This is a genomic window from Streptomyces sp. WM6372, from assembly GCF_001279655.1.
Taxonomy (GTDB): domain Bacteria; phylum Actinomycetota; class Actinomycetes; order Streptomycetales; family Streptomycetaceae; genus Streptomyces.
In genome coordinates this window covers 1-21781 of record NZ_LGDB01000244.1, presented here as the reverse complement: position 1 = coordinate 21781, position 21781 = coordinate 1, and the positions used below count along the sequence as shown (strand labels likewise).

At 72.8% G+C, this 21781-nt stretch carries 17 protein-coding genes; 13 read left to right on the top strand and 4 right to left on the bottom strand.

Annotated features, from left to right (window positions below; translation table 11 throughout):
* Positions 1–23 precede the first annotated feature (23 nt).
* Positions 24–1013, top strand: coding sequence for a FecCD family ABC transporter permease (locus ADK52_RS36900; protein ID WP_053694215.1), 990 nt, complete (start codon positions 24–26; stop codon positions 1011–1013).
* Complete coding sequence (locus ADK52_RS36895) at positions 1010–1876, top strand: ABC transporter ATP-binding protein (protein ID WP_107090263.1); 867 nt, start codon at positions 1010–1012, stop codon at positions 1874–1876. Before ADK52_RS36900 ends, ADK52_RS36895 begins: the two co-directional genes overlap by 4 nt.
* On the opposite strand, the gene ADK52_RS36890 is transcribed toward ADK52_RS36895, so the two are convergent.
* On the bottom strand, positions 1860–2207 hold the full coding sequence (locus ADK52_RS36890) for an SCP2 sterol-binding domain-containing protein (protein WP_053694204.1): 348 nt from the start codon (positions 2205–2207) through the stop codon (positions 1860–1862). The genes ADK52_RS36895 and ADK52_RS36890 overlap by 17 nt on opposite strands.
* Before the next feature lie 65 nt (positions 2208–2272).
* Here ADK52_RS36890 and ADK52_RS36885 point away from each other — a divergent pair, with 65 nt between their 5' ends.
* The 5 genes from ADK52_RS36885 to ADK52_RS36865 all read left to right on the top strand — a co-directional run bounded on the left by ADK52_RS36885 (position 2273) and on the right by ADK52_RS36865 (position 7493).
* The gene (locus tag ADK52_RS36885) at positions 2273–2563 is read left to right on the top strand and encodes a hypothetical protein (protein ID WP_234344408.1); all 291 of its coding nucleotides are present in this window, start codon (positions 2273–2275) and stop codon (positions 2561–2563) included.
* A 7-nt stretch (positions 2564–2570) separates the two neighbouring features.
* Positions 2571–3386, top strand: coding sequence for a TlyA family RNA methyltransferase (locus ADK52_RS36880; protein ID WP_053694203.1), 816 nt, complete (start codon positions 2571–2573; stop codon positions 3384–3386).
* Between the two features lie 56 nt (positions 3387–3442).
* Positions 3443–4348, top strand: coding sequence for an NAD kinase (locus ADK52_RS36875; protein ID WP_053694202.1), 906 nt, complete (start codon positions 3443–3445; stop codon positions 4346–4348).
* A gap of 51 nt (positions 4349–4399) precedes the next feature.
* Complete coding sequence (gene recN, locus ADK52_RS36870; RefSeq protein WP_078988886.1) at positions 4400–6163, top strand: DNA repair protein RecN; 1764 nt, start codon at positions 4400–4402, stop codon at positions 6161–6163.
* A 211-nt stretch (positions 6164–6374) separates the two neighbouring features.
* On the top strand, positions 6375–7493 hold the full coding sequence (locus tag ADK52_RS36865) for a glycosyltransferase family 4 protein (RefSeq protein WP_063784029.1): 1119 nt from the start codon (positions 6375–6377) through the stop codon (positions 7491–7493).
* Between the two features lie 137 nt (positions 7494–7630).
* On the opposite strand, the gene ADK52_RS36860 is transcribed toward ADK52_RS36865, so the two are convergent.
* From ADK52_RS36860 to ADK52_RS36850, 3 genes are all read right to left on the bottom strand, one after another.
* Complete coding sequence (locus tag ADK52_RS36860) at positions 7631–9250, bottom strand: PucR family transcriptional regulator (protein WP_053694200.1); 1620 nt, start codon at positions 9248–9250, stop codon at positions 7631–7633.
* 22 nt (positions 9251–9272) lie between these two features.
* Complete coding sequence (locus ADK52_RS36855) at positions 9273–10652, bottom strand: FAD-binding oxidoreductase (RefSeq protein ID WP_053694199.1); 1380 nt, start codon at positions 10650–10652, stop codon at positions 9273–9275.
* Positions 10653–10821: 169 nt separating this feature from the next.
* Complete coding sequence (locus ADK52_RS36850; protein ID WP_053694198.1) at positions 10822–12627, bottom strand: glycoside hydrolase family 15 protein; 1806 nt, start codon at positions 12625–12627, stop codon at positions 10822–10824.
* 516 nt (positions 12628–13143) lie between these two features.
* Between ADK52_RS36850 and ADK52_RS36845 the strand changes: the two genes are divergently transcribed.
* The 6 genes from ADK52_RS36845 (at position 13144) to ADK52_RS36820 (ending at position 20896) form a co-directional block, all read left to right on the top strand.
* The gene (locus ADK52_RS36845; RefSeq protein WP_030162937.1) at positions 13144–14787 is read left to right on the top strand and encodes a CTP synthase; all 1644 of its coding nucleotides are present in this window, start codon (positions 13144–13146) and stop codon (positions 14785–14787) included.
* A gap of 111 nt (positions 14788–14898) precedes the next feature.
* Positions 14899–15528, top strand: a complete 630-nt coding sequence (locus ADK52_RS36840; protein WP_053694212.1) for an NUDIX domain-containing protein — start codon at positions 14899–14901, stop codon at positions 15526–15528.
* Positions 15529–15585: 57 nt separating this feature from the next.
* Positions 15586–17655, top strand: coding sequence for a tetratricopeptide repeat protein (locus tag ADK52_RS36835; protein ID WP_078988884.1), 2070 nt, complete (start codon positions 15586–15588; stop codon positions 17653–17655).
* Between the two features lie 152 nt (positions 17656–17807).
* Positions 17808–18923: an alanine dehydrogenase gene (gene ald, locus ADK52_RS36830; protein WP_053694197.1), complete on the top strand. Its 1116-nt coding sequence runs from the start codon at positions 17808–17810 to the stop codon at positions 18921–18923.
* Between the two features lie 459 nt (positions 18924–19382).
* Positions 19383–20420: a ParA family protein gene (locus tag ADK52_RS36825; RefSeq protein ID WP_229340921.1), complete on the top strand. Its 1038-nt coding sequence runs from the start codon at positions 19383–19385 to the stop codon at positions 20418–20420.
* A complete protein-coding gene (locus ADK52_RS36820) occupies positions 20405–20896 on the top strand; it encodes a hypothetical protein (RefSeq protein ID WP_063784028.1) in 492 nt (163 codons plus the stop codon). The genes ADK52_RS36825 and ADK52_RS36820 overlap by 16 nt, the downstream gene beginning before the upstream one ends.
* Positions 20897–21781 lie beyond the last annotated feature (885 nt).

The window sequence follows — 21781 nt, the reverse complement described above, 5'->3', positions numbered from 1 at the left end:
GCCCCGCAGGGCTGTCCCTGCGGATGGAGCCGCGCGCGCTGGCGGTCGGGCTGCTGCTCACCGCGGCCGCGCTGGCGATGGCCGTCGTCCTCATCGGCACCGGCGACTTCGAGATCGCGCCGTGGGACGTCGTACAGACCCTGCTGGGCGGCGGCACGCCGGCGAACGACTTCATCGTCAACGACCTGCGGTTGCCGCGGGTGCTGGTCGCCGTGCTGGTGGGCGCCGCGCTCGGCATGGCGGGCGCGGTCTTCCAGTCCGTCTCCCGCAACCCGCTCGGCTCCCCGGACCTGCTCGGCTTCAGCTACGGCTCGGCGGTCGGCGCGCTCACCGTGATCGTCCTCTTCAAGGGCGACGCGAACGCGGTCGCGGGGGGCGCGCTGGCGGGCGGACTGCTGACCGGCGTCCTCGTCTACCTGCTGTCGTACCGGCGCGGCATCCACGGCTACCGGCTGGTGCTGGTCGGCATCGGTGCCTCGGCGATGCTCGTCGCCGTCATCAACTACCTGCTGACCAAGGCGCAGCTCGTCGAGGCCACCCGTGCGATGGTCTGGCTGACCGGATCGCTCGCCGGCCGGGACTGGAGCCAGGTCTGGCCCCTGCTGGGGACCTGCGCGGTGCTGTTCCCGCTGGTCCTCGGGCAGGGCCGGGCCCTGCGGATGATGGAGATGGGCGACGACGCCGCGTACGCCCTCGGAGTACGGGTGGAACGTACGCGGATGCTGCTGATGCTGGCGGCGGTCCTGCTGACCACCGCGGCGGCCGCGGCGGCCGGGCCCATCTCCTTCGTGGCCCTGGCCGCGCCCCAGCTGGCCCGGCGCCTGACCCGCTCGCCCGGGTCGAACCTGCTCACCGGCGCGCTGATGGGCTCCGTCCTGCTGCTCGTGTCCGACTGGGCCTCGCAGCGCGCCTTCGGAGCCGACCAGCTGCCGGTGGGCGTGGTGACCGGGCTGGTCGGCGGTGTCTACCTGCTCTGGCTGCTCGTCACCGAGCGCAAGGCGGGACGCATATGAGCACGGATACGAGCAACTCAAGGAGTACGCAGGTGCAGCGGCTGACCGCGCAGAACGTGACCCTCGGCTACGAGCAGCGGGTCATCGCCGAGAACCTGTCGGTGGAGATCCCCGACCACTCGTTCACGGTGATCGTCGGCCCCAACGCGTGCGGCAAGTCCACACTGCTGCGAGCCCTGTCGCGGATGCTGAAGCCGTCCGCGGGGCAGGTGCTGCTGGACGGGCAGGCCATCGGGTCGATGCCGGCCAAGAAGGTCGCCAAGACCCTGGGGCTGCTGCCGCAGTCCTCGATCGCGCCGGACGGGATCACGGTCGCCGACCTGGTCTCCCGGGGCCGGTACCCGCACCAGGGGCTGCTGCGGCAGTGGTCGCCGGAGGATGAACGGATCGTCCGGGAATCGATGGCCTCGACCGGGGTCGCCGAGCTCGCGGACCGCTCGGTGGACGAGCTGTCGGGCGGACAGCGCCAGCGGGTGTGGATCGCGATGGCGCTGGCACAGCAGACGCCGCTGCTGCTGCTGGACGAGCCGACGACGTACCTGGACATCCAGCACCAGATCGACGTGCTGGACCTGTGCGCCGAGCTGCACGAGGAGCAGGGGCGGACGCTGGTGGCCGTGCTGCACGACCTCAACCACGCGGCCCGCTACGCCACGCACCTGATCGCGATGCGCGGCGGCGAGGTCGTGGCGGAGGGGCCGCCGGCCGAGGTGGTCACGGCGGAGCTGGTGGAGGAGGTGTTCGGCCTGCGCTGCCAGATCATCGACGACCCGGAGACGGGCACCCCGCTGGTGATCCCGGCGGCGCGCAAGCCGAAGGCGCCGGCCGGGCGGCTGACGGCGGGGGCTACAGCAGGCTCTTGAGGCGGAGCAGGTCGCGGAAGCCGGCCTCCAGGCGGACCCGGCCGGAGGCCCAGGCCTTGGCGAACTTCAGGTCGCCCGCGACCATCGCCACCAGGTCGTCGCCCGTCATCGCGAGCCGGATCTCGGCCTTCGTGGCGGGCGGACCGGGGGAGACCGCGTCCACCCGGATCCGGCCGCCTTCGAGGCGGCCGGTGAAGGTCTGGTCCAGGTCCGTGATGTGGCAGCTCAGGGAGCGGTCCATCGCGGCGGCGCCCCGCACACCGCCGTCGGCCCGCGCGAGGTTGCCGGAGAGTCTGTCGAGTGCGGCTCGGCACTCATCGATCGTAGCCATCGTGATCTCGACCGTACCGCAGAGCCGTGCGTGGCCGCCCGGGTGCTTCGGGGTAGCGTCGGGGCATGACCGACGACATGGCCGACGTACCGGAATCGGCGGAGGCGGCGGACGTACCGGAACCGGCGGACGTACCGGAAGCCTCCGGGGAAGCGGCGCCCGAGCCGCTGGGGCTCGTCCGTACGCCCACCGGCCACGCCGGGGTGGACGCGTACCTGGAGCGGCTGGCCGAAGCCGACCACCTCACGGCGGACGGACACGTCGCGGTGTACGAGGATGTGCACAGGGGGTTGCGTGACGCGCTGACCGCGCTGGACGCACCTCCCGTCCCCGGACCGTACGAAAACAGGAGCTGAACCGAACGTGGCAGGAGTGGCACGCCGCCGCCTGGACGCCGAACTGGTACGCCGCAGCATGGCCCGCTCGCGCGAGCACGCCGCCCAGCTGATCGCCGCGGGCCGGGTGACCGTCGGCGGCGCCACCGCGACCAAGGCGGCCACCCAGGTCGAGACCAGCGCGGCCCTCGTCGTCCTCAAGGACGACAGCGACCCCGACTACGTCTCCCGGGGCGGCCACAAGCTGGCCGGCGCGCTCGCGGCCTTCCAGCCGCAGGGGCTGGCCGTCGAGGGCCGCCGGGCGCTGGACGCCGGCGCCTCCACCGGCGGGTTCACCGACGTGCTGCTGCGCGCGGGCGTGGCCCACGTCATGGCCGTCGACGTCGGCTACGGGCAGCTGGCCTGGTCGCTGCAGAGCGACGACCGAGTCACCGTCAAGGACCGTACGAACGTCCGCGAGCTGACGGTCGAGCTGCTCGACGGGGTGCCGGTCGACCTGGTCGTCGGCGACCTGTCCTTCATCTCCATCGGCCTGGTGCTGCCGGCCCTGGTGCGCTGCTGCGCGCCGGACGCGGACCTGGTGCTGATGGTCAAGCCGCAGTTCGAGGTCGGCAAGGACCGGCTCGGCAGCGGCGGCGTCGTGCGCAGCCCGGAGCTGCGGGCGGAGGCCGTGCGCGAGGTGGCGGCCCACGCGGCGAAGCTGGGGCTGGGCGTGCTCGGGGTGACCGCGAGTCCGCTGCCCGGTCCGTCGGGGAACGTCGAGTACTTTCTGTGGCTGCGGGCGGGGGCACCGGCACTCGACCCGGCGGATGTCGATCGTGCAGTGGCGGAGGGGCCTCAGTGACTGAATCAGCGGACACGTCGTCGGACACTTCGAACAACTCATACGACTCGGACTCAGTGGTTCCGGGTCGGGGGCGGACCGTCTTCCTGCTCGCGCACACCGGGCGGCCGGCGGCCATCCGCAGTGCCGAGCTGGTCGTACAGGGGCTGCTCAAGAACGGTCTGGGCGTACGGGTCGTCGAGTACGAGGCGAGGGACCTGCCCCTGCCGCCCGAGGTGGAGCTGGTGGCCGAGTGCACCCCCAAGGTGCTCGAAGGCTGCGAGCTGCTGATCGTGCTGGGCGGCGACGGGACCCTGCTGCGCGGCGCGGAGTTCGCGCGCGGCTCGGGGGTGCCGATGCTGGGCGTGAACCTGGGCCGGGTGGGGTTCCTCGCGGAGGCCGAGCGGGACGACCTGGACAAGGTCGTGGACCGGGTCGTGACGCGGGAGTACGAGGTCGAGGAGCGGATGACCCTCGACGTGCTCGTACGGACGAACGGCGACGTGATCCACCGGGACTGGGCGCTGAACGAGGCCGCGGTCCAGAAGGTGTCCCCCGAGCGGATGCTCGAAGTGGTCCTGGAGATCGACGGGCGCCCGGTGTCCGGGTTCGGCTGCGACGGGATCGTCTGCGCGACCCCGACCGGTTCGACGGCGTACGCCTTCTCCGCGGGCGGGCCGGTGGTCTGGCCGGAGGTGGAGGCGCTGCTGATGGTGCCGATCAGCGCGCACGCGCTGTTCGCGAAGCCGCTGGTCACCTCGCCGGACTCGGTGCTGGCGGTGGAGGTGCAGCAGGGGGTTCCGCACGGGGTGCTGTGGTGCGACGGCCGCCGGATGCAGGAGCTGCCGGCGGGGGCCCGGGTGGAGGTCCGGCGGGGGGCGGTGCCGGTGCGGCTCGCCCGGCTGCACCACGCGTCGTTCACGGACCGGCTGGTCGCGAAGTTCGCGCTGCCGGTGTCGGGGTGGCGCGGGGCGCCTCACTGAGGCCCGCCTAATAGCACATGCGTTCGGGAAACTCCCGACGGGTGACGTCACATGGCATCGGTGAAACCTCGGTATCGTCGTCCCGTGCTTGAGGAGATGCGGATACGGTCGCTCGGGGTCATCGACGACGCGGTGGTCGAGCTGTCGCCCGGTTTCACCGCGGTGACCGGTGAGACCGGCGCGGGCAAGACGATGGTCGTCACCAGCCTCGGCCTGCTGCTCGGCGGTCGCGCCGACCCGGCCCTGGTACGGATCGGGGCCAAGGCGGCGGTCGTGGAGGGCCGCATCGTCATGCGCCCCGGCGCGCCCGCCGCCGTACGAGCCGAGGAGGCCGGGGCCGAGCTCGACGACGGCGCCCTGCTCATCAGCCGGACCGTGTCCGCCGAGGGGCGCTCGCGCGCCCACGTCGGCGGCCGCTCCGTGCCCGTCGGCCTGCTCGGCGAACTCGCGGACGACCTGGTCGCCGTGCACGGGCAGACCGACCAGCAGGGGCTGCTGCGGCCGGCCCGGCAGCGCCAGGCCCTCGACCGGTACGCGGGGGACGCCGTCGCCGTCCCGCTGGAGAAGTACGGGGCCGCCTACCGGCGGCTGCGCGCGGTCGCCGTGGAACTCGACGAGATCACCACCCGGGCCCGGGAACGGGCCCAGGAGGCCGACCTGCTGCGCTTCGGCCTGGAGGAGATCGCGGCCGTGGAGCCGCTGGCCGGCGAGGACACCGAGCTGGCGGCGGAGGCCGAGCGGCTGGGCCACGCCGAATCGCTGGCCTCGGCGGCGCAGATCGCGCACGCGGCGCTCGCCGGCGACGTAGAGGACCCGGAGGGCGTCGACGCGAACACGCTCGTCGCGGGCGCGCACCGGGCCCTGGACGCCGTACGGTCGCACGACCCGGCGCTCGGCGCGCTCGCGGAGCGGATCGGGGAGCTCGGGATCCTGCTGGCCGACGTGGCCGGGGAACTGGCCGGGTACGCGGACGACCTGGACGCCGATCCGCTGCGGCTGGCCGCGGTGGAGGAGCGGCGGGCGGCGCTGACCCAGCTGACCCGCAAGTACGGCGACTCGATCGACTCCGTGCTGGAGTGGGCCGAGCGGGGTTCGGCGCGGCTGCTGGAGCTGGACGGCGACGACGAGCGGATCACCGAGCTGACCGCCGAACGGGACGGGCTGCGGGCCGAACTGTCGCTGCTGGCACAGGCGCTGACGGACGCGCGGGTGGAGGCGGCGACGCGCTTCGCCTCGGCCGTCACGGCGGAACTGGCGTCGCTGGCGATGCCGCACGCGCGGGTGACGATCGACATCCGCCAGGTCGAGGACCCCGAGGGGGTGGAGGTCGACGGCCGACCGGTCGCGTACGGGCCTTCGGGCACGGACGAGGTCGAACTGCTGCTGGCCCCGCACCCGGGAGCCCAGCCCCGGCCGATCGCCAAGGGCGCCTCGGGCGGTGAGCTGTCGCGCGTGATGCTGGCGGTGGAGGTCGTGTTCGCGGGCTCCGACCCGGTGCCGACGTACCTCTTCGACGAGGTCGACGCGGGCGTCGGAGGCAAGGCTGCCGTCGAGGTCGGGCGGCGGCTCGCGAAGCTGGCGAAGTCGGCGCAGGTCGTCGTCGTCACGCACCTGCCGCAGGTGGCCGCCTTCGCGGACCGGCAGCTGCTGGTGGAGAAGACCAACGACGGGTCGGTGACCCGCAGCGGCGTCAAGATCCTGGAGGGCGAGGACCGCGTCCGCGAGCTCTCGCGCATGCTGGCGGGCCACGAGGACTCGGTCTCCGCGCGGGCGCACGCCGAGGAACTCCTGGCGGCGGCGCGCGCGGACGCGTAGCGGGTGTTCCCGAGGGGCCCGGGACGGATGCCGTCCCGGGCCCCTCGGCGCGCGCCCGGAGGTGACGGGCGCTACGCCGTGTGGGTGAGGCTCGGGGGTGTGTGGCGGTATCTCCTGCGGGATCCGTACCCGTATGGTCCCGGAACGCGCGTGCGGACTGGCATCCTGGGCGACGACTCTGCCTCCCTCACCCACCCTGGAGCTTCGGCCCGTGAGCAGCTCCCCGGTCTCGATCCCGGTCCCCGCGCAGCCGTACGGGCGGCCGCCGCTCCGCACCGTCCAGGTACTCGGCGGCGCGGGCGCGGGCAGCAGCGCGCACGTACGGTCGCTGACGACCGGGCTCGCCGCGCGCGGGGTACGGGTCACGGTGTGCGCGCCCGTGGAGGCGGAGGGGGAGTACGACTTCACCGGCGCGGGGGCGCAGTTCGCCCCGGACGCGGTGAGCGCGCTGCGGGCCGCGTGCGCCGGGGCGGACGTGGTGCACGCGCACGGGGTGCGGGCCGGGATGCGGGCCGCGCTGGCGCTGCGCGGGCGCCGGGTGCCGCTGGTGGTGACCTGGCACGGCGGCGGGCCGGCGGCCGAAGGGGCGTTCGGGCGGCTGGGGCGGGTGCTGGAACGGCATGTGGCGCGGGCGGCGGCCGTGGTGCTCGGCGCTTCGTCGGATCAGGTGGACCTGGCGCGGGCGCGGGGCGCGCGGGACGCGCGGCTGGCGCCGGTGGCCGTGCCGATGGGGCCGCCCGGCCCGGACACCGGGGCGGACCCCGGCAAGGCACGGGCGGAACTGGGGGCGGTGGAGCGGCCGTTGCTGGTCGCGGTCGGGAGCCTGGTGGAGCACCGGGGGTATTCCGTACTGCTGGACGCCGCGCGGGCGTGGCGGGTGCTGGAGCCGCTGCCGCTGGTGGTGATCGCGGGGGAGGGCCCGCAGCGGGCCGAACTGGCCCGGCGGATCGAGGCCGAGGGGCTGCCGGTACGGCTGCTGGGGCGGCGCCGGGACGCCGCGCAGCTGCTGGCGGCGGCGGACGTGGCGGTGCTGCCGAGCCGGTGGGAGGCGCGGTCCCTGCTGGCGCAGGAGGCACTGCGGGCGGGGGTACCGCTGGTCGCGACGGCGGTCGGGGGCGTCCCGGAGCTGATCGGGGACGCGGGGGTACTGGTGCCGTACGGGGACGCGGCCGCCCTGTCCTCGGCGGTGACGGACCTCCTCTCGGACCCGCCCCGCCGCGCCGCCCTCGCCGCCGCGGGCCACGCCCAAGCGGCCACCTGGCCCACGGAGGACGACACGGTGGCCCAGATCCTGTCCGTCTACGACGAGCTGATGGACCGCCTCAAGTAGCCCCCGGCGGGTCCTCGTCCCGCCGCGCCTCGATCGCCGGCGGGGGAGGGACCCCGGCCGAGGTCCGCCGGACGGAGTCCGGCGCAGCGGCGCGAAGCCGGGGAGGTGCCTTGGCGCCGAGCCGTGCGAGCGGCGCGTCAAGAAGGAGCGTGGCGGCGGGCGCGCAGGGCCAGGCTCAGGGAGAGGACCGACTCCGGGTCGTCCAGGTCCGTGCCGAGGAGCTCCGAGATGCGGCCCAGGCGGTTGTACAGGGTCTGGCGGTTGAGGTGCAGCTCGCGCGCCGTCTCCGCCTTGCGGCCCGCGTGGGCCAGGTACGTCTCCAGGGTCGGGAGGAGCGGCGGGCGGGACGTCAGGTCGTGGGTGCGCAGCGCGCCGATCGCGCGGTCCACGAACGCCGCCAGGTCGGGGTGTTCACGCAGCCGCCACAGCAGCAGGTCGATGTCCAGGCGGCGGGCGTCGTACCAGGGGCGGGAGGGCAGCCCGTGCGCCGCCGTGGCGGTTTCCGCCGCGTGCCGCAGGCCCGACGAGGCGGCCGCCCAGCCGCCCGCCACGCCCACCACCACCGCCGGCGGGGCCGCCGCGCGGTCCAGGCCGGCCCGCTCCACGCCCGCCCGGAGGGCGGCGGCCACGCGGTCCGCCACCGTCGTGCGTTCCGACTCGGAGCGGAGGGAGACCAGCAGGGGCACCCGGCCTTCCACCGGGCGTACGCCCAGGAGAACCGGTACGCCCACCGAGGAGAGCTCCTCCAGGACGGCCCTCGCCAGGACCGCCCAGTTGCCCGACGGGCCCAGCTCCGAGGACAGGCGCATCACCACCGGCAGGAGCGGGCCCGACCCCGGTTTGAAGCCCAGTACGCGGGCCTGTGCCGGGGCGTCCTCCGCCGAGATGCGGCCCTCCGCCAGGTCCGTCAGGAAATCGCCGCGGCCGCGCGCCGCCAGCTCGTCCTCCTGACGCGCCTGCATCAGGACCACGGCCAGCACCCCCGCCGTCCGCTCCGCCGCCATCCGGTGGACGGGCAGCAGCGGCGCCGACACGCCCAGCAGGACCACCCGGGCGCGGACCGAGCCCGTGCCGTGGCCGCCGCCCGGGACGTCGATCAGGACCGCGTTCGCCGAGGGCTGCGCCTCGCGCTGGCCCCGCAGCCCCTCCCAGACCTGGAGCGGGTCCGCCGCGGCCTCCCCGGAGCCCGGGCCCGCCGCGTACAGGAGCTGTCCGTCGGGGGTCTCCAGAAACACCGGGTTACCCGTGAAATCGGCCAGGATGTGCAGGACTTGGGGGATCCCGCCGCCGCTGAGCAGGGCCTCCGTGCACCGCCGGTGCACCTCCTCGGCCCGCTGGAGCAGGGCGTAGTGGTGGTTGACGATCTCGGTGTGGATCTCCTCCGTGACCGCCACGAACGGCACTTCGCGGTGGAGCTGGACGAGCGGAAGGCCGGCCGCCCGGGCCGTCTCGACGAGCGTCGCCGGGAGCCGGGTGAAGCGCGGGCCCAGTTCGACCACCAGCGCGGCGATCCCCCGGTCCGCGAGGCGCCGTACGAAGGCGCGCTGCTCGGCGGGCCGGGTGCCCAGGCCCAGCCCCGTGGTCAGCAGCAGTTCCCCGCCCTTGAGCAGGGAGGCGATGTTCGGCACCTCGCCGGCGTGCACCCAGCGCACGGTCCGGCCCAGGCGGTCGGCGCAGGCCACCACCTCCGGCAGCCCGCTGCGCAGTCCGGGCAGCTCCAGTGCCCGCTGAACGGTGATCCCGCCCTGGTTGTCCATGTCGCGGGACGCTACCAGGGGGTCAGACCGGCTTGATGTTGTGGTTGAAGCGGAAGACGTTGTCCGGGTCGTACGCCCGCTTCACCGCGCCCAGCCTGGCCAGATTCTCCGCGCCGAGACCGGCCGCCACGCGCTCGGAACCCTCGTCGCCGGTGAAGTTGAGGTAGACCGCGCCGGTGCTCCACGGCCGCACGTGGGCGCGGACGTCCTTCACCCACTGCACGTTGCGCTCGTCCTCGGCCGCGTCCTCCCAGATGGCGAACGGGTGCACGGCCCAGGGCGCGTCCCGGTACGGAACGGGGAACTCCGACGGCCCGTCCGCGATGGCCCCGCCCTGCGGGAACAGCACGTGCTGGGTTCCGCCGGTCGGCATCACGTTCCCGAGGGCGCAGAAGACGCTGACGAGTTCGTCCGGCAGACCGGTCACGTACTCCGCGGACCAGTAGTTCCGAAGGCCCGGCGGGTCGTCCAGCATGCACTGGAAGTCCGCGTAGGGCAGGGCGGTGAGCACCTCCACCTCGTGCGGCAGCGCGAGCAGCGGCGCCGCCAGCTCGCGCAGCGCCTCCTCGCCGCCCGCGTACGTGAGCAGCGCGCCCGCCATCAGGGTCCCGACCAGGTGTTCCGGTACGAAGGGCTCCGGCGGGGCGGTCAGGTAGATCACGCCGCCGCCCGCCTCGGCGGGGCCCTTCTCGATGACCTCGCGGTAGGTGCTCAGGACCTCGGGACCGGACTCCAGGGGGTACAGCAGCATGCAGATCGCGAACTCGGGGAGCTCGTGCAGGCGGAGCGTGATCGAGGTCGCGACCCCGAAGTTCCCGCCGCCGCCGTGCAGCGCCCAGAACAGCTCGGGGTTGTCCTCGGCCGTTGCCGTCACGGTGGCGCCGTCGGCGGTGACCAGGTCCACGCCGAGCAGGTTGTCGACGGCCAGCCCGAACTTCCGGTCCAGCCAGCCGGAGCCGCCGCCGAGGGCGAAGCCGGTGACCCCGGTGGTGGAGACCCGGCCGCCGGTGGTGGCGAGCCCGTACGGCTGGCAGGCGCGGTCCAGCACGCTCATCACCGCGCCGCCCCCGACGCGTACGGCCTTCGCCCCGGGGTGGACCGTGACCTCCTGCATCCGGCGCATGTCGACGACGACGCCCCCGTCGTTGAGCGACATCCCGGCGACACTGTGGCCGCCGCCGCGCACGGCGACGGCCAGGTCCAGCTCACGGGCGAAACGGACCGTGGTGACGACGTCCGCCTCGCTCTCGCACCGGGCGATGACCGCGGGGCGGCGGTCGATCATCGCGTTGAAGATCGTCCGGGCCTCGTCGTACCCGGGATCGCCGGGGGCGAAGACCTCACCGGCCAGATCCTCGCGGAGCACGGTCAGGGCCTGGCCGGCCTTCGAGGTGGGCGCCATGGCTCACCCCTCCTTCCGGAGGAGGCATAGGACCATTCCAGCGTAGGCGGGGCCGGTGCCGGGGGCGCGGCGGAGCAGGGGCGCAGGCGCGGGTACGGCCGGCAGGCGCGGGGTGCCGAGGGTTCCGGGGCGGAACCCTCGGCGCCCCGCGCCCGTGGACGGCCCGGCCTCAGCCCCCGTACGCCCCGCTCGCCGTCAGGCGCAGGGCCGTGTCGATCAGGGGGACGTGGCTGAACGCCTGGGGGAAGTTGCCGACCTGGCGTTGCAGGCGCGGGTCCCACTCCTCCGCCAGCAGACCCAGGTCGTTGCGGAGCGCCAGCAGCCGCTCGAACAGCTGCCGCGCCTCGTCGACCCGGCCGATCATCGCCAGGTCGTCCGCCATCCAGAACGAGCAGGCGAGGAAGGCCCCTTCGTCGCCCTCCAGCCCGTCCACGCCGGCCTCGTCCCCGGTCGTCGGGTAGCGCAGGATGAACCCGTCGGGCGTCGACAGCTCGCGCTGGATCGCCTCGATCGTCCCGATGACCCGCTTGTCGTCCGGCGGCAGGAAGCCCATCTGCGGAATCAGCAGCAGGGAGGCGTCCAGCTCCTTCGACCCGTACGACTGGGTGAACGTGTTGCGTTCCTTGTCGTAGCCCTTCTCGCACACGTCCTGGTGGATCTCGTCGCGCATCTCGCGCCACCGCTCCAGCGGGCCGTCCGCGTCCCCGCTCTCGATCAGCTTGATCGTGCGGTCCACGGCCACCCACGCCATGACCTTCGAGTGCACGAAGTGGCGGCGCGGGCCGCGCACCTCCCAGATGCCCTCGTCCGGCTGGTCCCAGTGCTCCTCCAGGTAGCGGATCAGCTTCAGCTGGAGCACCGAGGCGTAGTCGTTGCGCGCGAGGCCCGTCATGTGGCCCAGGTGCAGGGCCTCGGTGACCTCGCCGTAGACGTCCAGCTGGAGCTGGTGCGCGGCGCCGTTGCCGACCCGGACCGGGCGGGAGCCCTCGTACCCGGGCAGCCAGTCCAGTTCGGTCTCGCCGAGCTCCCGTTCGCCGGCGATCCCGTACATGATCTGCAGGTTCTCCGGGTCCCCGGCGACCGCGCGCAGCAGCCACTCGCGCCAGGCCTGGGCCTCCTCGCGGTAGCCGGTGCGCAGCAGCGAGGAGAGGGTGATCGCGGCGTCGCGCAGCCAGGTGTAGCGGTAGTCCCAGTTCCGGACGCCGCCGATCTCCTCCGGGAGGGAGGTGGTGGGCGCGGCGACGATGCCGCCGGTGGGGCCGTACGTCAGCGCCTTGAGGGTGATCAGTGAGCGGATCACGGCTTCGCGGTAGGGGCCGTGGTACGTGCAGTGGTCGACCCATTCGCGCCAGAACGCGGTGGTGGTCGCCAGCGCCTCCTGCGCGTCGGGGGTGTCCGGGGCGCCCTTGTGGGAGGGCTGCCAGCTGATGCAGAACGCCTTGCGGTCGCCGGGGCCGACGGTGAAGTCGGAGTACGTCGTCAGGTCCTTGCCGTACGTCTGCGCGTCGGTGTCCAGCCAGACCGAGTCGGGGCCCGCGACGGCGACGGTGCGCCCGTCGACCTTGTGCACCCAGGGCACGACGCGGCCGTAGCTGAAGCGCATGCGCAGCGCGGAGCGCATCGGGACGCGCCCGCTGACGCCCTCGACGATGCGCACCAGCTGCGGCGCGTGGTCCTCGCGGGGCGGCATGAAGTCGGTCACGCGGACCGTGCCGCGCGGCGTGTCCCACTCCGATTCCAGGATGAGCGAGTCGCCCTGGTAGCGGCGCCGCGTCGCCGCGGGGGCCTCGGCGCCCCCGGGGAACGCCGGGCCGATGCGCCAGAAGCCGTGATCCTCCGTTCCGAGGATGCTCGCGAAGACGGCATGGGAGTCGAAACGGGGCAGACACAGCCAGTCCACCGATCCGTCCCGGCAGACCAGCGCGGCGGTCTGCATGTCCCCGATCAGTGCGTAATCCTCGATGCGCCCGGACACGTTAGATCTCCCAGTCGAACGGCCACGTCCGCCCCGAAGGGCGCTTGCATTGCGCGGTTGCGCGGTCCCGTGGGTATGGATCCCCGCACTGAGCTCATGATTCCGGATGCGGCCGGGTTACGCCGTCTGCCGGACTGCTCGGCGGCGATGTGAAGCGATATCCGAGCAGGATATGACGGCACCCTAGTGATCTCCTGAAGTCTGAGGACAATGTGTCTAGTCCGAACGGGTGACCTGGGTGAATGTGGGCGTGACCGGCCCGGGGACGGCCGGTGGCGCTGCGTCGAACGGTCGTGGCGGCGCGTGCCCGGAGGCGGACGGGCCCGGGCGCTGATAGGCTGGTACCCCGTGGACCGGTGGTCTGCCTGTGCGAATCAGGAGCCCCGAAACCGCAGCTTCGGCGCCCCCTGAGAGCCTCCGGTTCGATGGTGGCCGGCGCCGGACGCACCTCAACTTCGCGACCACGGGAGCCCCCTCTTGGCGACGCCGCCCGCTGCTTTTCGAAACAGCACAGCCATGACGACCAAGCACATCTTCGTCACCGGGGGTGTCGCTTCGTCCCTCGGCAAGGGCCTGACGGCCTCCAGCCTGGGTGCGCTGCTCAAGGCGCGCGGCCTGCGGGTCACGATGCAGAAGCTCGACCCGTACCTGAACGTCGACCCGGGCACGATGAACCCCTTCCAGCACGGCGAGGTGTTCGTCACCAACGACGGCGCCGAGACCGACCTGGACATCGGCCACTACGAGCGCTTCCTCGACGTCGACCTCGACGGCTCGGCCAACGTCACCACCGGCCAGGTCTACTCGCAGGTCATCGCCAAGGAGCGGCGCGGCGAGTACCTCGGTGACACCGTGCAGGTCATCCCGCACATCACCAACGAGATCAAGAGCCGCATCCGCCGCATGGCGACCGAGGACGTCGACGTCGTCATCACCGAGGTCGGCGGCACGGTCGGCGACATCGAGTCGCTCCCGTTCCTGGAGACCGTCCGCCAGGTCCGCCACGAGGTCGGCCGCGACAACGTCTTCGTCGTGCACATCTCTCTGCTGCCCTACATCGGTCCCTCCGGCGAGCTGAAGACCAAGCCGACCCAGCACTCGGTCGCGGCCCTGCGCAACATCGGCATCCAGCCCGACGCGATCGTGCTCCGCGCCGACCGCGAGGTCCCCACGTCCATCAAGCGCAAGATCTCGCTGATGTGCGACGTGGACGAGGCGGCCGTCGTCGCGGCGATCGACGCCAAGTCGATCTACGACATCCCGAAGGTGCTGCACACCGAGGGCCTCGACGCGTACGTCGTGCGCAAGCTCGACCTGCCCTTCCGCGACGTGGACTGGACCGTCTGGGAAGACCTGCTGGACCGCGTCCACAACCCCGACCACGAGGTCAAGGTCGCGCTCGTCGGCAAGTACATCGACCTGCCGGACGCGTACCTGTCGGTGACCGAGGCGCTGCGCGCCGGCGGTTTCGCCAACAAGGCCCGCGTCCAGATCAAGTGGGTCACCTCCGACGACTGCAAGACCCCCGCGGGCGCCGCGGAGGCGCTCGGCGACGTGGACGCGATCTGCGTGCCCGGCGGTTTCGGCGACCGCGGCGTCAACGGCAAGGTCGGCGCGATCACCTACGCCCGCGAGAACAAGATCCCGCTGCTCGGCCTGTGCCTGGGCCTGCAGTGCGTGGTCATCGAGGCCGCGCGCAACCTGGCGGGCATCGAGGACGCGAACTCCACCGAGTTCGACGCCTCCACCCCGCACCCGGTGATCTCCACGATGGAGGAGCAGCTGGCCTTCGTCGAGGGCGCGGGCGACCTGGGCGGCACCATGCGCCTGGGCATGTACCCGGCGAAGCTCGCCGAGGGCTCGATCGTGCGCGAGGTCTACGGCGACCAGGCGTACGTGGACGAGCGCCACCGCCACCGCTACGAGGTCAACAACGCCTACCGCGGCGAGCTGGAGAAGAAGGCGGGCATCGTCTTCTCCGGCACCTCCCCGGACAACAAGCTCGTCGAGTACGTCGAGTACCCGCGCGAGGTCCACCCCTACCTGGTGGCCACCCAGGCCCACCCGGAGCTGCGTTCGCGCCCGACCCGGCCGCACCCGCTGTTCGCGGGCCTGGTCAAGGCCGCGGTGGAGCGCCAGCAGGCCGCGAAGGCCAAGTGACGGTCTGACCGCATAACGTAGACGGCCGGGGCACGGAACGTGCCCCGGCTGTCGCGTTTCTGACGCGTCTTCTGGCGCGCATTCGGAAGGTACGGGGTACGGGTCATGGCCATGGGCATCGCAGACAGCGGGGAGACGTGGGAGGTCATCGCCTCACGGACCCCGTTCGAGGGAGCGAAGACGGCGGTCCGCTCGGAGCAGGTGAGCATGCCGGACGGATCGGTGGTGCGCCGGGACTACCAGGTGCACCCGGGATCGGTGTGCGTGCTCGCGCTCGACGAGGACGGCGGCGTGCTCGTGCTGCGCCAGTACCGGCACCCCGTACGGCACAAGCTGTGGGAACTCCCGGCCGGGCTGCTCGACGTACCCGGTGAGAACCCGCTGCACGCGGCCCAGCGGGAGCTGTACGAGGAGGCGCACGTCAAGGCGGAGGACTGGCGGGTGCTCGTGGACTTCTTCGCCTCGCCCGGCGGCTCCGACGAGGCGGTCCGGATCTTCCTCGCGCGCGGCCTCTCCGAGGCGGAGGGGGCGCGGTACGAGGTCTCGGAGGAGGAGGCCGACATGGAGATCGCCCGCGTCCCGCTCGCGGACCTGGTCCGCGGGGTCCTGGAGGGCCGGCTGGGCAACCCGGGCCTGGTGACGGGGGCCCTGGCCCTGTCGGCCGCGCTCGCCGCCCCGGGCGGCCTGGACTCCCTGCGCCCGGCCCAGCCCCCGTGGCCGGCCCGCCCGTACGAGGTGTAACCCCTCCTCCCGGGCCGACAGGAGCGTGGTGTGACGATCCGCTGATCCGATTGGGCGATGTGTCCGCCGCGCTCCACACGGGTCGTCGCTCTGCGTGAACTACGCTCGCAACCCGAAGGCAGGGAGAGGAGCGGATCCGTGACGGATTTCGTCGGGCGGCGGCGTGAGCTCAAGGAGCTGCGCGAGGACATCGCACGGACCGGGCTCGACACCCTCTCGGGACGCAAGGCCAAGGCGCCCCGGGCCCGCGTGCTGCTCGTCGCCGGGCGGCCGGGGTCGGGCCGCACCGCCCTCGCCGAGGCGTTCGTCCGCGAGGTCGGCGAGGACTACCCCGACGGGGTCCTGCGCACCCGCCTCACCTCCCCCGGCGGGCAGAGCGTCACCACCGAGCGGGCGATCCGGACCCTGCTGGAGGGGCTCGGCGAGCCCACGCCCCCCGGCGCCGCCGAGGACGAGCTCAGCTCCGCCCTGCGCGCCGCCCTCGCCCACCGCAAGGCGATCCTGCTCGTCGACGACGCCGTCGACCCGTACCAGGTCGACGCCCTGCTGCCGGACACCCCCGAATGCCTCGTCGTCATCACTGCCGAGGGGCCGCTCACCGGGATTCCGGATGTCCGCCCCTGCACCCTCGGCGGGCTCGACACCCCCTCCGGGGTCCAGATGCTCGCCCAGCGCATCGGGGACACCCGGATCGCCGTCGACCCGCGCGCCGCCGAGGCCCTCGCCGAGGAGTGCGGGGGGCAGCCCGCCGCGCTGGCCCTGGTCGGCGGCTGGCTCGCCGCGCACCCCAAGGCCGCCGTCTCCGACGTGGCCAAGCAGCTCCACGACATGCCGCCCGGCACCGACGGCCCGCTCGGCCGCGGCTTCCGGCTCGTCTACGAGTCCCTGCCGCAGCCCGCCCAGCGCACCCTCCGGTTGCTGCCGCTCGCCCCCGCCGGGATCGTCGACTCGCACACCGCCTCCGCCCTCGCCGGCTGCTCCGTGGCCGCCGCCCAGTCCACCCTGGAGGACTTCGCCGGGCTGGGGCTCCTGCGCCATGCCTCCGACGGGCTCTTCCAGCTGCCCGGCTGCCTCGTGCCGCTGCTCCAGGCCCTGCTGGAGACCAAGGAGCGCGCCGCCGAGGTCCAGCTGGCCCGGGCCCGGATGCTGGAGCGGACCGTACGCCTGCTGCACTCCTGCCGGGTCATGGCCCGGTCCGACGAGAGCGGGGTCGACGGGCCGGACGAGGCGGACGTACGGGAGGTGCTGGACGGACTGCCGCGCGCGCTGCGCTTCCCCGACCGGCGGGCCGCCGCCACCTGGCTCGACACCCGGCTGCCGGCGCTGTCGGCGGCCGCCGCCCTGGCCGTGGCCGACGGCGGGCTGGACACCCTGGCCCGCCGGCTGGTCGCAGCCCTCGTACGGGCCCTCGCGGAGCACCGCGGCACCGCCGAGGCCGCCCCCGAGCTGTACGGGCTGCACCGCCTGGTCCTGGACGTGGCCGAGCGCCGCAGCCTGCACCGGGAGCAGGCCGCGGCCCTGCTGAACCTGGCCGACCTGGACGCCGAGACCGGCCGCACCCAGGAGGCGCTGGAGCGCTACCGGGCCGCGCTGGACGCGGGACGGGCGGCGAACGACCCGTACGCGACGGGCCGCGCGATGGAATCCGTAGGCGGCGCCTACCAGGAGCTCGCGGACTGGCACCGGGCCGCCGACTGGTTCGGCCGGGCCCTGTCCCAGGCCCTCGCGCGCGGGGAGCGGGCGGACGAGGCCCGGTTGTACGGACGGCTCGGCAACGTGCACACGTACGCGGGCCGCTACGGGGACGCCCTGCGCAGCTGGCGGACCGCCGCCGCGGGGTACCGGAAACTGGCCGATGTCCCCGGCCAGGCAAAGGCGTTGAGCGAGATGGCGCGAATCCAGGAGTACGCCGGGCGGCCCGAGGAATCGCTGCACACCTGCCGCGAGGCGGTGGAGCTCGCGCGCCGGGCCGGAGACCTGCGGCTTCAGGCCGCGCTCCAGGTGCGTCTGGCCGACACCCTCGACCGGCTCGGCGACCCGGCCGCGGCAAGGCTGCACCGGTCCGCGGCCGACAGATTGCTGGGAGACGACCCCGCAGCCTGCGAAATCCGTAGTGGTTCCGACTGAGATTATTGGTTTGCAAGGCTAGACAGCGCGTCGTCCTTCATTAGACTGGCTTCACCACGACATCCCGTGGTGCATCCCGTTGCGCGTTCTTGTGGGCGGGTATGTATGGAAGTGCCCCGAAAAATCCCCTGAGCCAAGGACCGTGATCGACGATGAAGGTCGGCATCCCCCGCGAGGTCAAGAACAACGAGTTCCGGGTCGCCATCACGCCCGCCGGCGTGCATGAGCTGGTCCGAGGCGGCCACCAGGTCTTCATCGAGCAGAACGCCGGTGTCGGCTCCTCGATCACGGACGCTGAGTACGTCTCCGCCGGCGCCGAGATCCTCGGTACCGCGGACGAGGTCTGGGCGACCGCCGACCTGCTGCTGAAGGTCAAGGAGCCCATCGCCGAGGAGTACCACCGCCTCCGCAAGGACCAGACCCTCTTCACCTACCTGCACCTCGCGGCCTCCCGCGAGTGCACGGACGCCCTCCTGGAGTCCGGCACCACCGCCATCGCGTACGAGACGGTCGAGCTCGCCAACCGCGCGCTCCCGCTGCTCGCCCCGATGTCCGAGGTCGCGGGCCGCCTGGCCCCGCAGGTCGGCGCCTACCACCTGATGCGCTCGGCCGGCGGCCGCGGCGTGCTCCCCGGCGGCGTCCCCGGCACCCACGCCGGTGAGTGCGTGGTCATCGGCGGCGGCGTCTCCGGGTGGAACGCCGCGCAGATCGCCATCGGCATGGGCTTCCACGTGACCCTGCTCGACAAGGACATCAACAAGCTCCGCGAGGCCGACAAGATCTTCGGTACGAAGATCAAGACGATCGTCTCCAACGCCTACGAGCTGGAGAAGGCCGTCGTCGAGGCCGACCTCGTCATCGGCGCCGTCCTGATCCCGGGTGCGAAGGCCCCGAAGCTGGTCACCAACGAGCTCGTCGCCAAGATGAAGCCCGGAAGTGTCCTTGTCGACATTGCGATCGACCAGGGCGGCTGCTTCGAGGACTCCCGTCCGACCACCCACGCCGAGCCGACCTTCCAGGTCCACAACTCGGTCTTCTACTGCGTCGCCAACATGCCGGGCGCGGTGCCGAACACCTCCACCTACGCGCTGACCAACGCCACGCTGCCCTACATCGTGCAGCTCGCGAACCTCGGCTGGGTCGAGGCGCTGCGCCGTGACCCCGCGCTCGCGCTGGGCCTCAACACCCATGAGGGCCAGGTCGTTTACGGTCCGGTCGCCGAGGCGCACGGCCTGCCGACCCTTGAGCTGAGCACGCTGCTCGGCTGATCGGTCAGACCCCGTCAACGACTGACGTCAATCTCACGTATCCGGCCGGACCTTGCCCCCAAGGTCCGGCCGGAGGCGTTTGCGGGGTGCGGGCGCGCACGGCTCAACTCGCCTCGAACGTAACCCTTTAACCCTTTCGCACACCCGCGAAACTTCGCGGTGACGGCCCGGACGCCCTTGACAGAGTGGTGTTCGGTTGCCGACACATCGTTGCCGGTCCGACGGATTGTGTTGCCGCTGAGTGGTGACACGCCATAGAGTCGCCAACCGTCGGCATGGTGCCACGCTGACCTATCGATAAGTGTCCTGGTCACGTCCGAGGAGGTAAGACGACTTGTGAATGAGTCGACATTTGCTCCCGGGGGTGGTCGAGCAGGGACGCCAGACCGGGGCCAAGGATCCGGCGGGCTCGAAGCGGTCGGCTCCGTCGCGGTCCGCACCTTCGCAAACCACCAGCACATGACGACGCCCCAAAAGAGCATGGACGGCCTAGACGTGAACTCCAGGGCCGGCGACCTGAGCGGCGAAAAGCCCGTGGGTTTCGCCGACTACGAAAACGTGCCCGAAGGGCACTTCTACGACCCGGACGCGGAGTACGAGCCCGACCCCGAGTACGCGGCCACCCTCGCCCCCGACGCTGCCCGCCAGCGCCGGGAGAGGATCGGCCCGACCGGACGGCCGCTGCCGTACTTCCCGATCCCGGGTCCGCTGACCGACCACGGTCCGGCGAAGATCATCGCGATGTGCAACCAGAAGGGCGGCGTGGGCAAGACCACGTCGACCATCAACCTGGGTGCGGCGCTCGCCGAGTACGGGCGCCGCGTGCTGCTCGTCGACTTCGACCCGCAGGGCGCGCTGTCCGTGGGCCTCGGCGTGAACCCGATGGAACTCGACCTGACGGTCTACAACCTGCTCATGGAGCGGGGCATGTCGGCCGACGAGGTGCTGCTCAAGACGGCGGTCCCCAACATGGACCTGCTGCCGAGCAACATCGACCTGTCCGCCGCCGAGGTGCAGCTGGTCAGCGAGGTCGCGAGAGAGTCGACGCTGCAGCGGGCGCTGAAGCCCCTGATGGCCGACTACGACTACATCGTGATCGACTGTCAGCCCTCGCTCGGCCTGCTGACCGTGAACGCCCTGACGGCGGCTCACAAGGTCATCGTGCCGCTGGAGTGCGAGTTCTTCGCACTGCGCGGTGTGGCACTGCTGACCGAGACCATCGAGAAGGTGCAGGAGCGGCTCAACCCCGAGCTGGAACTCGACGGCATCCTCGCCACGATGTACGACTCCCGTACGGTGCACAGCCGCGAGGTGCTGGCGCGCGTCGTCGAGGCCTTCGACGACCACGTCTACCACACGGTCATCGGCCGCACGGTGCGCTTCCCGGAGACCACGGTCGCCGGTGAGCCGATCACCACGTACGCCTCCAACTCCGTCGGGGCCGCCGCCTATCGCCAGCTGGCCAGGGAGGTGCTCGCCCGGTGTCACGCCGAGTGAGTCTGCCCGGAGCCGACGAACTGTTCCGTACGACCGGGGGGATGGCGCTCCAGTCGTCCTCGCCGAGGCGGGGTCCGGAGGAGTCGTCCGCCGGGGAGCACGCGGCGGCGTCGGCGGAGGGCACGGCGGGCGAGGGCCGCAGCCGGGAGGCCGCGACGGCCGCCGCGGAGTCGGTGGTGGGCCCCCGGCGCCCGCAGGAAGGTTCTGTCAGCCCGGAGCCCCGGCGGGGCAAGGGCCAGGGCCGCGGGGCGAACCGCCGGCCCAGCGGGCGCGAACGGCACGACGAGAAGATCACGGTCTACGTCTCCGCCGAGGAGCTCATGGACCTGGAGCACGCGCGGCTGGTGCTGCGCGGCGAGCACGGGCTGGCCGTGGACCGCGGCCGCATCGTCCGCGAGGCGGTGGCGGTCGTGCTCGCGGACCTGGAGTCCCGCGGAGACGCGAGCATCCTGGTCCGCAGACTCCGCGGCCGCTGACCGACTGACCGCCGGGTCCGACTGGCTGGCTGCGGAGGCCCGGCCGGCTGGCTGCCGGGGTCCGACTGGCTGGCTGCCGGGGCCGACCGCCTGACTGCCGGGGCCCGACCGCCTGACGGCGGGGGCGCTGACCGCTTGGTTGGCGGGGCGCTGACCGGCTGGCCGGCGGGGCTACTGACCGCCTGACCGCGGGCTTTGCCGGGATGGTGGGCGTTGCCGGGACGGTGGGCGTTGCCCGGATGGTGGCCTGTCGTGGCGGGCGGTGCTGATGGCAGTGGCTGCGGCGGGGCGGTGCCGGTGGAGTGCGGGGCACGACCCCACAGGCAGGCCCGAAGCCGCCCCTGCCCGCCGGGCCTGACGCCGGACGCGGCCTGCCGCCCGTCCTTCCCGCGCCTTACGACGCCCCGTCCGTCGTCCCGTCCCGCCTGCCTGCACCAGTCCGCCGTCTGTTGGTTGTGACCATGGTCGATGCCGGTCTGATGTCCGTGTGCGGTCTGTGGACTCTCTTACCTGTAGTGACCGGCGACCCATGAGGCGGTCGGACGCCAGTGGGCCGTCTGTCGGTTGTGACCGTGGGCGATGCGGGTCTGATGTGGGTGTGTGGCCTGTGGACCCTCTTACCTGTAGTGGCCGGTGGCCTATGAGGCGGTCGGGCCCGTGTCGGGTTGTCGGACACCAGTGGGCCGTCTGTCGGTCGTGACCGTGGTCGATGCCGGTTTGATGTCGGGGTGTGGCCTGTGGACCCTCTTACCTGTAGTGACCGGTGACCCATGAGGCGGTCGGGCCCGTGACGGGCTGTCGGGAGACGGGGAGGGCGGGCCCTCGGGCCTGCCTTGACCACACCCCCGGCCGGGATTTCACGCTCCCGCCCCCGCGGCTCCTGCC